The organism is Stenotrophomonas sp. TWI587, assembly GCF_039674145.1.
In the GTDB taxonomy this organism is placed as follows: Bacteria; Pseudomonadota; Gammaproteobacteria; order Xanthomonadales; family Xanthomonadaceae; genus Stenotrophomonas; species Stenotrophomonas maltophilia_AY.
The window spans coordinates 243778-255923 of sequence record NZ_JBDJMW010000002.1 but is presented as its reverse complement, the minus strand read 5'-3'; the positions used below and the strand labels follow the sequence as shown (position 1 = coordinate 255923).

Here is a 12146-nt window from a genome sequence, read left to right as displayed (position 1 = left end):
CCACCTCCTTCACCTCTGCTTTGCGGTACGACCGCGCGTTGTGGGCCGCTTGGGGAGTCCACTTCCGTGCTCCTGCCACCACGCCATGAGTGCCTCCGTGGTCGGCCCGAGTGCCCGCGCCTTGGCCGTCATCTCGTACTCCACGCGAGGCGGCACTTCGGCAAAGACGGTGCGTGAGACCAGTCCATCGTCCTCGAGCTCACGAAGCTGAGCGGTCAACATGTGCTGGGTGATGCCTGGAATCGCCTTGCGCAACTCGCCGAATCGGTAGATGCGCTGGTTCAGCAGCCACATGATTTCCAGCTTCCACTTTCCCGAGAGCAGGGAAAATGCGCGACGCATCTCCTCGTGCATATTCATCCCACCGCTCTCATTGGTATTGTTTTCCATACTAATCCCGAGTATTTCATCCTGCTTGTGGTGTTTCATCGTAGTCGACATTCTCTCCCCGCACTGACATCACCTCAACGCACGGGAGAGTTTCATGATCACAACCTATATCTACTGGATCAGCACAGCACTGCTGTCATTGCTCTACGTTTCTTCGGCATTTCTGTATCTGAGCAAAGCGTCGTTCGTCCGTAACGCGCAGGCAGAGCTCGGCTTCTCCGCCGGTTTTCTGGTGCCGTTCATGGTGCTCATCAAGCTACTGGCACCGGTGGTTATTCTGTCACGCTTCAACGTCGCGCTTAGCGATCTCGCCTACGCCGGAACCTTGTATCACCTGGTCCTGTCCGGCTTGGCACACCTGGGCGTTGGAAAGCCAAAAGGCGCCATCCCGGCCGCTCTGGGTCTGGCGCTGCTGGCGGCTTCTTTCGCAACGCAGAACGTGGCGCGTGAAATGCCCTCGCCCTATGCACCAGCTGCGTACGCGAACAACTGATGCGCACTATCGGTGTTTCCCTTTCCCGCCCCGCTTCAACGCTGGAGGCAGATAAATGTCACGTCGACATCCAGGGCACGCGTGCCAGCGTGCGTACCAGCATCGGCGTATCCGAGGGGGATACGCTGATCCGCCTTGCGAGCGTGCTGGCCGATGACGCGCAGACCGCTACGCTGTTTGCCTTCGTTATGGATCAAGTGAACGGACAACACGTGCGCCGGGTATCGGCAGCAGCCGTCAGGCCATCTGGATATGCGGAGGAAATCTCGCGCAGGATCACCGTGTTCGCACTGGGGCTGGTGTTCATTGATCAGGACATCAAGCGTGCGGTCTCCGACGCGCTCACACACGGCGACTCAAGCGTGTCGCTCCGGCTTGACGCTGGCACCGTCTTCGTTGGCCTGGTGACACGTCGCATGCCGCCGAGGACCTGGCGGGTGCCGGTGCCAGGTGCGGATGGGCACTTGGCACTGCATTGAGCCGTGTTCAAGTGCCGACCCAAACCTCGTTAGCTGTGGTCATCGCCTCCCCGTGCATTCGTCAAACGCCAGCCATCTGAGTCCTTCTCGAGGCGCCAGCCCGCGTTGAGAACGAGTGTCCAGCCCGGCCCTGTCCAGTTGGAGGCACTACCGGTAACTTCACCGCCACTCAGCGTGACAAGTGTCCAGTCTTTTGACATCAGCGCACCCGATTCCGCCGTGAGTTCACCCCACTCGTCACGCACCGTGAGGGGCGTATACACCGTGCCCACCTCGTCCAGCGGAAAGAGCGCGCGCGGATCGAACGACGCGGACGGTCTGCTCAGTGGAAGCCGTACCGCGTCCCCACCGAGGTACCGCCTGCGATACTCGGCACTGCGATGCGCACGGATCCTGGCGCGCTCATGTTCCTGGGCACGCACCTCGTCCATCCCATAACGGCGACCGACACGTTCCGCCCCGGTTGCGCTGAGCGGCATACCTAGCTGTTCGGCCAGCAGTGCAGACAGGTCGGATGTGGGCGACAGCCCGCTGCGCCATTGCGGCGACCACCGATCCAGCAACATCCCGTACGCCGGCCCGGTCACGTACGCCGCCGATCGGACAAAGCTCGGCGAGGCATCTGCTGCAGCCAGAGACTGCACCAACGCCGGCACCATGCCAGCCCTGTTGGCAGCCGCCGCGACCCGGCGGCCCGTGTATTCGGCAAGGCCCTCATTGCGCTCAACCCTCGCCTCCTCGGTCAGCACGCGGGTGCCCGATGTCGAGCCCGCCGAGCGAAGTGCCCGGAATCGCAGCGCTGCGGCGACATGCCGCCGGGCGTCACGATCATCGTGTGCGGACAGCGCCTGCGCCAACGCACGCATCTCCAACCGCAACGCCATGCGGCCAAGCTCACCGTCAAGATGCGCGGTGTCGCCTTCGGAAGCCGAGAGCCCAAGCACGGCCTGCACGCAATGCCATTGTTCATGCCAGAACAGCGTCGCGAGTCCGTCGTTGTCCGTGGGCAGCGGCAGCATCAACAGGACGTTGGGGTCGCCGTCGATATCGATGCATGTATTCGCAGGCGGCTGATCCTTCCGCAGGCCAACGGGTTCCACCGCCTCATCAACGACATTCCAACGCCAACTCGTTCCGGTGGCGGGATCATGCAGCACCACAGGGGCATCCATCGGAACTCCCCAGAGTGCCTCTGCTGCCTCCTTTGACGCTGGCACCTGCGCGACGGTCGCCACGCGATGTAGCGCCTGTTGAACGCCGCTTGGCAGCGCCAACGCCGCAAACGGCACCAACCAACTGATCGCAATCGCAACACCACAGAGGGTGTATCTGGATATCCATATCATCGCAGGCGCGCCTCCATGACGGTGCGGGCGGTACAGGATTTACCAAACAGATTCTAATCTTCGCGTCGATAAAAGGTGTAGCCGGAGGCTTTCTGTCCGAAACTGCCGGAAAAGAACCCTACACGCCGTCAAATGGTAGATCGATTCCCTTGCCAGACAACATGAACTTGAAATACGGCATGGCCTTCCAAGTGTCTCACTCCGTTGATACGGCTGGATCTCATAGCGGGAGGATGGTGCCAACAAGTGAAGTAGAGCATCCTCGGGCGTTCACCTCAGCCTCGCCAAGGCAATTGCGGTCGGGTGACATCAAATGCAAGCGCGACGATCTTGTTGTGAGGAGTATCAGTGCACCCCGCCCAGATCCTCCCTGCGCGCCGATGCAACGCGGGACGCGCGCAGGTACCGCCAGTACTTGCCAATGAAGATGCCGGTGAATCCACCCGACAGCAGCAGGTAGGCAGCGCGGAAACCGCCATCGGCGGCAAGCGACGGAGCCACGGACAGCGCGACCTCAAAGCCGTACTTCACCGCAAACGTAACCAGCAGCAGCGGCAGCAGACTATAGTCAGCACTGCGCCACAGCTTCCCCGTCGCCGCATTGAGGGTGAGCGTTGCACGACGCAGCAGCAACCAGCCTAGCGCCATCCCGACACCGATACCGACCAGCCACTCCCCCCACGCTCCCCAGGTGCTGCCAAAACGGTGACTGATTGACCAGAGTCCCCAAACGGTGAAGAGGGCCGGCACGGTTGCCAGCTTCGTAAGCGACGTTTCTGCCGGTTTCATGGCAGCGATACCGCGCGTGATCAGGAAGACCAGAAGCACCCAGACCCACAGCGGGGTGTTCGAAATGAGTTGCTGCAGCGTGTTCACAGGAAGACCTCGATGTGGGCGGATGCCGGCCGTGTAATGCCGCGCGGGAGTGCACCCATTCTCGCCTTCCGCTGGCTCATGAACAGTGCCACTAGTCAGAAAGTGCGCCTCCAAAAGCTTGATTTCCACCAGAAGCGCTGGAGGCGCGGCGGCGGTCATACGGGCCGATTGTGATTGCGATACGCGACTTCACGAGCTTCCATACCGAGGGGGCGAGCGCGCCCCCGTCAATCCAGGCAAGAAAAGCGAGGAGAGGCTCAGGTGCAAGCCTGCCAAAGCCCTTCGCGCACATGGAGCATCAGGCAGCAGGAGTTTCCGTTGGCTGACGCAGAATTGGAGCTGTGATACTGGCGGTGGATGATCTGGCGAACTCCGAACCATACGAGCGCAAGAAAAGCGCAATCGTTGCATCGCTGCTGGAAACCGGCTCGGTGCCTTGTGGCAGGCCCTCTTCCGCGAGGATAAGTCGCAGGAACTTTTCTCCATCCTCGCTGTTGATCTGACTGCGTGACACGTTTGCGAGCGCACAGACTGCTGCCTGTGCATACGGCTGGAGTATTGCGTTCCAGCGCTCCAGGTAGGTGCCTTTGTCCAGCTCAGAGCGCGTCAACGTGCGGCAAAACGCTTGGCAGGCAGGGTGCGACGCCAATGTCCGGATGCCCTGAGCGATGCAAGTCAATGCACCGGCCAGTTCCACTTCCGCGCCCGGATCGAACGTGGCCTCCGGCATCGATGCCAAGTACCTGTCCATGACCGCGTTGTAGAGGCGTACCTTGTCGCGAAAGTGCGCATACACCGTAGCCTTGGTGACCCCACAAACCTCCGCGATCCGCTTCATCGTCGCCTTCTCAAAACCATCGTCGATGAACACGTGGCCAGCCGCTTCCAGAATCCCCTGCCTGCTCCTCGACCTCGCCTTCTCCCAGCGCATCGCAGTCTTGCTCGCCGAGGGGAGTGAACTGCTCGATCTCATAGGCGTCGGAATACTGCGCTGGCATTCACGCCACCAAAGCCGAAGCCATTGGTCATCGCAAACTCCATGTCGGCCTTGCGAGGTTGTCCGGCGACGATCGAAAGACCTTCGGCGAACGGATCCGGACGAACGAGATTGAGCGTGGCCGGCGCGACCTGATCACGCAGGGCGAGCACGGTGAAGATGGCTTCTATGCCACCAGCCGCCCCAAGCAGATGCCCGGTACTCGACTTGGTGGCAGAGATCAGAAGATCAGGGCGGGATCCGAACAGCGCGCGCATCGCCGCGAGCTCTGCCCGATCACCTACCTGCGTAGAGGTCGCATGCGCATTGATGTGATCCACCTGCGCCGGCGTGATGCCCGCCTGCGCCAGTGCGATCTCCATGGCCCGCCGTGCCCCGCTGCCGTCCTCGGGACCGGCCGTCAGATGGTAGGCATCAGAGGTGGTGCCATAGCCCACCAGCTCGGCGAGCGGCCTGGCGCCACGGGCCAGGGCGTGGTCCAGCCGCTCAATGACCAGCAACCCTGCCCCTTCCGACATGACGAACCCGTCCCGCTGCTCATCGAAGGGGCGAGAGGCGGCTTGGGGGGTGTCGTTGAACGACGTGCTGAGCGCCTTGGCAGCGGCGAAGCCACCCAGGCTGACCTGGTGCATCGCGGCCTCCGCACCGCCGCACAGCGCGATGTCCGCCTCACCGGCCCGAATGAGGCGCGCTGCGTCGCCGATCGCCTGGACGCCCGCTGCGCACGCCGTCACGGGTGCGCCCTGCGGACCTTTGAACCCGTAACGGATCGAGGCCTGCCCCGCCGCCATGTTGGCCAGGAAGGTCGGCGCGGTGAATGGCGACAGCCTGCCAGGCCCACGACTGTCGGTGGTGTGGACCGCATTGACGATGGATCCAAACCCACCGATGCCCGTGGCAATCACGGTCGCCGTTCGCAGTAATCCCTGCTCATCGGCATCACGCCAACCCGCCTGCGCAAGCGCTTCATGAGCGGCGACCAGCGCGAACTCAACAAAGCGATCCATCTTCTTGAGGTCTTTCGGCGCGATGATGCCCGTCGAATCGAAGCCCGCCTCCGGATCGTGAATGCGATCAGGCACGCGCCCGCCGACCTCGCAGCCGGTTCCCGCCGCAATATCAGCACCCAGTGACCCGATGCCGGAGCGCCCGGCCAAGAGGCGCGACCAGACGGTTTCGACCCCGCAGCCGAGTGGGCTGACGACGCCCATTCCGGTCACCACGATGCGGTCTTTGTCAGCAATGCTCATGAATCACTCCCATACAAAAGCGGTCCGGGCCAATGTCAGGCAACGGGGGTCTTTTCCGCTCGGACCTTGAACCAGATGGCATACATCGCCGGCAGGAAGACCAGCGTCATCACGGTGCCGGCGATGGTGCCGCCGATCAACGTGTAGGCAAGCGTTCCCCAGAACACCGAATGGGTCAGCGGAATGAACGCAAGCACCGCTGCCAAGGAGGTCAGGATCACCGGGCGCGCTCGGTGAACCGTCGCCTCGATGATGGCGTGGAAGGTCTCCATCCCGGCTTCTTCGTTCTCGTGGATCTGGCCGATGAGGATGAGCGTGTTGCGCATCAGGATGCCGGACAACGCAATCAACCCCACCAGCGCGTTGATGCCGAACGGTTGCTGGAACAGCAGCAGCGTTGGGACCACGCCGATCAGTCCCAACGGACTGGTCATGAAGACCATGATCATCGCGGAGATGGAGCGCACCTGCAGAATGATGATCAGCAGGGTCACCGCCAGCATGATGGGGAACAGCGGCAGCATGGCGCTCATTGCCTTGCCCGATTCCTCGATGGCCCCGGCCTGGGCGATGGCGTAGCCCTCAGGCAGCGAGGCAATGAGTGGCTCAAGCTGCTTGCTGATCGCTGCCGATACGTCGGGCGGCTGCAACGCATCGTCAATGTCACCGCGCACGGTGATGGTGGGCACCCGATCACGGCGGCGCAGCACCGGCTCTTCCATTCGAACCTCCACCGTGCCGATCTGGGACAGGGGCACGCGCTGGCCAGCAGCACCAACCAACGTAAAGTCCGCAATCCGCGCAGGATCCAGACGCGTGTCCCCGCCTGACCGAGCAACAACCTCGACGGTGCGGATGTCCTCACGCACGGCAGTGACCGGCACTCCGCTCAGGAAGAACTGCAATTGCTGTGAGACGGATGCCGACGTCATCCCCATCGCTTGCAGACGGTCCTGATCCAGCGTGAAGTGCAGGGTCGGCGTGCGTGCGCCCCAATCGGTATTCACAGTGCGCATCATCGGGCTGGCGTGCAGGGTCTGCTCGACCTTGGCCGCAATGCCCCGAATGACGTCCGGATCCGGACCACTGACACGGTAAGCCACCGGATAGGGCGAGTAAGGCCCAAACACCAGCTGGGTCACGCGCACCCGCGCCTCAGGCGCCAAGCCCTCGGCCACGGCCTGACGGAGCTTGGCTTTCAGTGCATCGCGCTGTTCCTGGCTGTCGGTGCGCACCACGATCTTGGCAAACGCCGGGTCCGGCAGTTCCGGCGAGATGGCGAGATAGAACCGGGGCGCGCCCTGACCAATGTAAGCCGTGACGATCTTCGATTCGTCCTGCTTCGACAGCCAGTCCTCGACCTTTTTGGTTGCCAGGCTGGTCTGTTCGATGGCGGTGCCGTAGGGCATCTGCACCTCGACCAATACCTCTGGGCGATCAGAGATGGGGAAGAACTGTTTTTTGACCAGCCCCATACCCACTACCGAGAGCACGAACAGTGCAATCACCGAGCCTGCGGCAAGCCACTTGCGCCCGATCACGCGTGCCAGGATCGACCGGAGACGGTTGTAGCGCGGCGTGTCGTAGAGACTGCTGTGTCCCCCTTCCACGGTCTTGAGTTCAGGCAGAAGCTCTACCCCGAGGTAAGGTGTAAAGAACACCGCGACCACCCACGACACGATCAGCGCAATACCCACGATCCAGAACATGTTGCTGGTGTATTCGCCAGCGGTGGACCGTGCAAAGCCATTGGGCATGAAGCCCACCGCAGTCACCAGGGTGCCGGCAAGCATCGGCGCTGCCGTATGGCTCCACGCGTAGGCCGATGCCTTGACCCGGCTGTAACCCTCTTCCATCTTCACTACCATCATTTCGATGGCGATGATCGCGTCGTCCACCAGCAGGCCCAGCGCCAGGATCAGCGAGCCGAGCGTGATGCGGTCGAAGTTCTTTCCGGTCGCTGCCATGACCATGAACACCGCAGCCAGCGTCAGCGGCACGGCTGCCGCCACCACGATACCCACCCGCCAGCCCATGCTGACAAAGCACACCAGCATCACCACCAGCAGCGCGGCGAAGAACTTCACCATGAACTCGTCAACCGACGCGCTGATGTTCACCGCCTGATCGGTGACCTTATCCAGCGCCATCCCGACAGGAAGACCGTCATTGATCTTCTTCACCTCCGCATCCAGTGAGGCGCCGAGATCCAGGCCGTTCCAGCCGTCACGCATGACGATCCCAAGCAGCATGGCCGGCTCGCCATTGTTGCGGATCATGAAGGTCGACGGATCTTCATACCCCCGCTTGACGGTGGCAATGTCCCGCAGTTTCATCGTCTTGCCCTGCGCAATGACGGGCGTATCGCGGATCTTGTCCAGCTGATCCAGTGCGCCATCGAGGCGAATGAATATCTGCGGGCCCTCGGCCTCTACCGAGCCCGCAGGGGTCAACGCGTTCTGTCCGTTCAGTGCCCCGAACACGTCCTGCGGCGTGATACCGAGGTTCGACAGGCGTTCGTGCGACAGCTCAACATAGATGCGCTCGGACTGCTCACCAATGATGTTGACCTTCTTCACGCCGGGCACGTGCAGCAAACGCTGACGCAGGGTTTCAGCGTCGCGCGCCAACACGCGGAACGGTTCGCCCTTCGCTTTCAGTGCGAATAGAGCGAAGGTGACATCCGCGTATTCGTCGTTGACCATCGGACCGATCACGCCTGCGGGCAGGTTCGCCGCTTCGTCGTCCATCTTCTTGCGCGCCTGGTAGAACTCCTCCTGCACCTCCGAAGGCGGCGTGCCGTCCTGCAATGTCAGCGTGGTGAAGGACAGCCCGGGCCGCGTATAGGTTTCGCTGCGGTCATACCAGCGCAGCTCCTGCAGGCGTTTTTCCAGCTTCTCGGCGACCTGGTCCTGCATTTCCGTGGGCGTGGCACCTGGCCAGGCGGTCACGATGGTCATGACCTTGACGGTAAACGCGGGGTCCTCTGCGCGGCCGAGCTGGAAGAAAGAAACAATGCCGGCAACGGAAATCAGGAAGATCAAAAAGACCGTGATGGCGCGCTCGCGCACCGCAAGCGCCGACAGATTGAACCCACTCACTGACGGGCTCCGTCTGCAGCGGGGCTCGTGGCGCTGTCAGCCAGGCGAACCACCTGCCCTTCGCGGAGCATATGTGCCCCAAGCGCCGCCACGCGATCGGAGGCCTTCAATGCGCCTTCGACCAAGGCGTGGTCATCGCCTAGCTGCTTGACGGCAACAGGCGTCCAATGAGCTTTGAGCGGCTCACCGCTGATCACCCATACGCCGGTTCCGGTGCCGGGATCGAACAGCGCGCCCAGCGGAACCTCAACTCCAGCCAGGATGCCAGCAGGCGCTGCGCCTGCAAGCTCGATCGCCACCGTAGAACCCAGCGGCAATGGGGAGCTGCCCTCTTCGAGCGTGTAACGGGCTTCGAAGGTTCGGGTGGCAGGGTCTGCCGATTCAGAGAGCACGCGCAACCGTGCGTGGATCGTCCCGCTCCCCCCGAACGAGGAGGCTGACGCCGCAGAGCCGATCTGGGGGCGCAGCGTCTCGGGCAATTGGACCACTGCCTCCCTGCTGCCTGCACGGGCAAGCCGGGCCACGATCTGCCCCGCCGCCACTACCTGACCGGGCTCAGCGGAGATGGTCATGACCACGCCATCGGCATCGGCGACGAGCACCGTGTATTGACTGGCGTTACGCGCAACGCGGGCTTGCGCTTCGGCCGCTTTGAGCTGTGCCGTTGCTGCGTCTGCCCCTGCTTTGATCTGATCGTAGGCCGATCGGGACACGACGCCCTTTGCCGCCAGATCGCGATACCGCACTTCGTCGGCAATGGCTTGAACGCTCTGCGCACGGGCCGCAATGACCGCCTGCTGCTGAGAGGCCGCTGCCAAGTTCAAGTCACTTGGATCAATCCGGAAAAGGGCCTCGCCACGCTTGACTGTCTGCCCGGTCTCGACGAAGCGCTCGGTGATCTTGCCTCCCACTCGGAACGCCAGATCGCTCTGCACCCGCGCGGCGATGGTGCCCGTAAACGTGCGTGCGTTTCCCGCAGCTGCCTGGACCTGGGCAACCCGGACGATGGGCGGCGCGGTGCGGGGGTCGATGTTGTCCGACGTTCCGCACGCCACAAGCAACAGCGGAACAACACAGGAGATGGCTTTGACTACAAAACGGCGACGCATGCGCTCTTCCGGAGTGGGGTATCCGGACGCATTCTGTTCCTAGTGACCATTTTCGTCAATAGTTACTATTTTTGGGGTGAAAGGCTCCTGAGAACCAGCTCCTGCAAGGCTTTGGGCGATTCTTCGTGCATAACCGACAGGTGTGGAAGCGTCACCGGATTCAGATACGGGACCAGAACCTGGTACACCGCGCGACTGGTCTGATCGAGCGGTGTCTGGTTCTCAAACGCCCCTGAGGCGCGGCCATCTTTTAAAATGACGTCGACAAGATCCCTGATGCGGCCTTGGTACGCCTGCGTTGACGGCCATTGATCGGTCGCGGCCGCCACAGCGATTTCATAGAGGCGACGATCCTGGAGGAACAAGCGAAGGCTGGCCTCCACGATGGCGGTAAACAGCACCCGCAGCCGATCCGGCGCAGCGTCTACTCCCTGCAAGGCCGTATGCACATCGCTTTCGATCTGGGCGAGGCAATTGGCGCAGATGACCTCCCCGATCGCCTGCTTCGAGGCGAAAAACTTGTAGATATAGGCCTTGGAAAAGCCAATGGCCTTGGCCAGGTCGGACACCGTGGTCTTGTCGTAGCCGTAATGGCTGAAATGCGCGGTGGCAGCCTCGATGATCTGGGTGCGCACGTCATGCTCAGCGGGGCCGCGGCCGGCGTCCAATGCTGCGGAGGGTGAAATAGACATCGGGCAAGGGTAGCGCCGTGCGCCGATGCCGGCAAACAGTGACCATTCGAGTATGGGTTCAGCCTCCCCATTCAATCCCCCCGATCACCATGCCAGGTGTCCGGCGCATTCTTGCAGTCCGCTTCCAGCCAGGAGCAGTCGTCGCGAAACGTAAGCCGAAGGTGGGCCTGGTCGAGCTTTATCGAGGAAGCCAGATCACCCTTTGTTGACACCTCAGCAAAAGCAGTCTCGGTTCCAGCTGATAGTGGCACTCGCATCCCGAACCTAAACTGCCTCTGGTTCGCTGAATATCTGGAGCGGAATCCGCGCCAGTAGCAAATTGCAAAGCGAGCACCCGCTGCTTCCGGATGCGCTTGCACGTACGCCCTGCGCGCCGCCGAAAACTCGGGGCCGGCGCGCGCGATGACTGGAGCGATCTGGCGCGTCCGCCGCAGACGCAGGGCCTTCTCGATCAGCAAGGGCCCGGACGGGGCGATGCCGCCCGGGGAGTGGCGTTACCTGCTGGTCGGCGAGACGTTCTGAGCGCCGCGCGTCTTTCGCCACTGGATCCACGCGATCGCGGCGACGAAGAAGCTGCTGCACACGTAACTGCCTTCCGGCCCCTCCGCGCCACCGGTCAGGGTGTCGAGGCCTTGCGGGCGCAGCGCCACCAGCAGCGCCGGCAAGTGCGTATCGATGCCGGTGACGGGCAGTTCGAACCCGATCGCGAGCAACCAGTTCCACCCCGCGTGCCAGCCCATCACGCCCCAGATAGTGCCGGTCCGCAGCGCCCAGACGCAGGCGAACAGCGAGAACAGGAACGTGCCGAGCATGACCCGGGGCGGCTGGTGCGGACTGAAATGCAGGAAGCAGAAAACGAGCGACACCAGCAGCACTGCCACCGCGACATTGGTCTTGCGCGCCACCACCGACAGCATCCAGCCGCGGAAGATGACTTCCTCCACGCTCGCCTGGAACATGAAACCCAATAGCAGCAGACCGATGTGCAGCAGACTGACGGGCGACCGCCAGGCCTGCCCCACACCTGCCGCCTGCATGCCGCCAGCCATCCAGATCGCGACTACGACCAGCGCGATCGTGCCGAATCCAACGGTCAGTCCGCGCAGGAAGGTTTTCAGCGGCGCCGGACCGGTCAGCCCGATACTCGCCAGCGAGCGCCCTTCGACGAAGTGTACCCAGGCCAGCACAGCCACCAGCGTCGGCGCAAAGCCGATCCACAGCAGCGCATACAAGCCAGCGAGGCCAATCGGATCGCCGCTCGGTGTCGACCAGTGCTGCGACTGCATCCACCCGTCCAGCGCGATCACCGGTACCGCGTTGAACAGGATCATCAGGATCGGCGTCAGCCAAGCCCAGGGCAGCCAGCCGCGGGCCCGATCAGGCGAATACAGGGCAACGGGGGTCATGCGGGGC

General features: G+C 62.6%; 11 protein-coding genes. 2 read left to right on the top strand and 9 right to left on the bottom strand.

Translation table 11 applies throughout. The features are described from left to right. Nucleotides 1-9 precede the first annotated feature (9 nt). Entirely contained in the window at nucleotides 10-429 is a 420-nt protein-coding gene (locus ABE464_RS04280; protein ID WP_346470889.1) for a helix-turn-helix domain-containing protein, read from the bottom strand. 55 nt (nucleotides 430-484) lie between these two features. Between ABE464_RS04280 and ABE464_RS04275 the strand changes: the two genes are divergently transcribed. Continuing rightward, nucleotides 485-883, top strand: a complete 399-nt coding sequence (locus tag ABE464_RS04275; protein WP_346470888.1) for a hypothetical protein — start codon at nucleotides 485-487, stop codon at nucleotides 881-883. Further along, nucleotides 883-1362: a hypothetical protein gene (locus ABE464_RS04270; RefSeq protein WP_346470887.1), complete on the top strand. Its 480-nt coding sequence runs from the start codon at nucleotides 883-885 to the stop codon at nucleotides 1360-1362. The genes ABE464_RS04275 and ABE464_RS04270 overlap by 1 nt, the downstream gene beginning before the upstream one ends. Before the next feature lie 29 nt (nucleotides 1363-1391). On the opposite strand, the gene ABE464_RS04265 is transcribed toward ABE464_RS04270, so the two are convergent. The 8 genes from ABE464_RS04265 to ABE464_RS04230 all read right to left on the bottom strand — a co-directional run bounded on the left by ABE464_RS04265 (nucleotide 1392) and on the right by ABE464_RS04230 (nucleotide 12139). Beyond that, nucleotides 1392-2534: a hypothetical protein gene (locus tag ABE464_RS04265; protein ID WP_346470886.1), complete on the bottom strand. Its 1143-nt coding sequence runs from the start codon at nucleotides 2532-2534 to the stop codon at nucleotides 1392-1394. Nucleotides 2535-3053: 519 nt separating this feature from the next. Further along, the gene (locus ABE464_RS04260; RefSeq protein WP_346471123.1) at nucleotides 3054-3584 is read right to left on the bottom strand and encodes a DUF6622 family protein; all 531 of its coding nucleotides are present in this window, start codon (nucleotides 3582-3584) and stop codon (nucleotides 3054-3056) included. Nucleotides 3585-3882: 298 nt separating this feature from the next. Continuing rightward, nucleotides 3883-4515, bottom strand: a complete 633-nt coding sequence (locus ABE464_RS04255; protein ID WP_346470885.1) for a TetR/AcrR family transcriptional regulator — start codon at nucleotides 4513-4515, stop codon at nucleotides 3883-3885. Between the two features lie 38 nt (nucleotides 4516-4553). Further along, nucleotides 4554-5831, bottom strand: a complete 1278-nt coding sequence (fabF, locus tag ABE464_RS04250; RefSeq protein ID WP_346470884.1) for a beta-ketoacyl-ACP synthase II — start codon at nucleotides 5829-5831, stop codon at nucleotides 4554-4556. Between the two features lie 35 nt (nucleotides 5832-5866). Then, nucleotides 5867-8932, bottom strand: coding sequence for an efflux RND transporter permease subunit (locus ABE464_RS04245; protein WP_346470883.1), 3066 nt, complete (start codon nucleotides 8930-8932; stop codon nucleotides 5867-5869). Further along, entirely contained in the window at nucleotides 8929-10041 is a 1113-nt protein-coding gene (locus ABE464_RS04240; protein WP_346470882.1) for an efflux RND transporter periplasmic adaptor subunit, read from the bottom strand. Before ABE464_RS04240 ends, ABE464_RS04245 begins: the two co-directional genes overlap by 4 nt. Nucleotides 10042-10106: 65 nt before the next feature. Then, nucleotides 10107-10733 carry a TetR/AcrR family transcriptional regulator gene (locus tag ABE464_RS04235; RefSeq protein WP_346470881.1) on the bottom strand — a complete coding sequence of 209 codons (627 nt, stop codon included), beginning with the start codon at nucleotides 10731-10733 and terminating at the stop codon, nucleotides 10107-10109. 494 nt (nucleotides 10734-11227) lie between these two features. Beyond that, the gene (locus tag ABE464_RS04230) at nucleotides 11228-12139 is read right to left on the bottom strand and encodes a type II CAAX endopeptidase family protein (protein WP_346470880.1); all 912 of its coding nucleotides are present in this window, start codon (nucleotides 12137-12139) and stop codon (nucleotides 11228-11230) included. Nucleotides 12140-12146: the final 7 nt, after the last annotated feature.

Excerpts from the sequence above, each read along its gene's own strand:
- ABE464_RS04280 (WP_346470889.1), bottom strand. The coding sequence starts at position 429 with ATGAAACACCACAAGCAGGATGAAATACTCGGGATTAGTATGGAAAAC.
- ABE464_RS04275 (WP_346470888.1), top strand. The coding sequence starts at position 485 with ATGATCACAACCTATATCTACTGGATCAGCACAGCACTGCTGTCATTG.
- ABE464_RS04270 (WP_346470887.1), top strand. The coding sequence starts at position 883 with ATGCGCACTATCGGTGTTTCCCTTTCCCGCCCCGCTTCAACGCTGGAG.
- ABE464_RS04265 (WP_346470886.1), bottom strand. The coding sequence starts at position 2,534 with ATGGATGCCCCTGTGGTGCTGCATGATCCCGCCACCGGAACGAGTTGG.
- ABE464_RS04255 (WP_346470885.1), bottom strand. The coding sequence starts at position 4,515 with ATGCGCTGGGAGAAGGCGAGGTCGAGGAGCAGGCAGGGGATTCTGGAA.
- fabF (WP_346470884.1), bottom strand. The coding sequence starts at position 5,831 with ATGAGCATTGCTGACAAAGACCGCATCGTGGTGACCGGAATGGGCGTC.
- ABE464_RS04240 (WP_346470882.1), bottom strand. The coding sequence starts at position 10,041 with ATGCGTCGCCGTTTTGTAGTCAAAGCCATCTCCTGTGTTGTTCCGCTG.
- ABE464_RS04235 (WP_346470881.1), bottom strand. The coding sequence starts at position 10,733 with ATGTCTATTTCACCCTCCGCAGCATTGGACGCCGGCCGCGGCCCCGCT.
- ABE464_RS04230 (WP_346470880.1), bottom strand. The coding sequence starts at position 12,139 with ATGACCCCCGTTGCCCTGTATTCGCCTGATCGGGCCCGCGGCTGGCTG.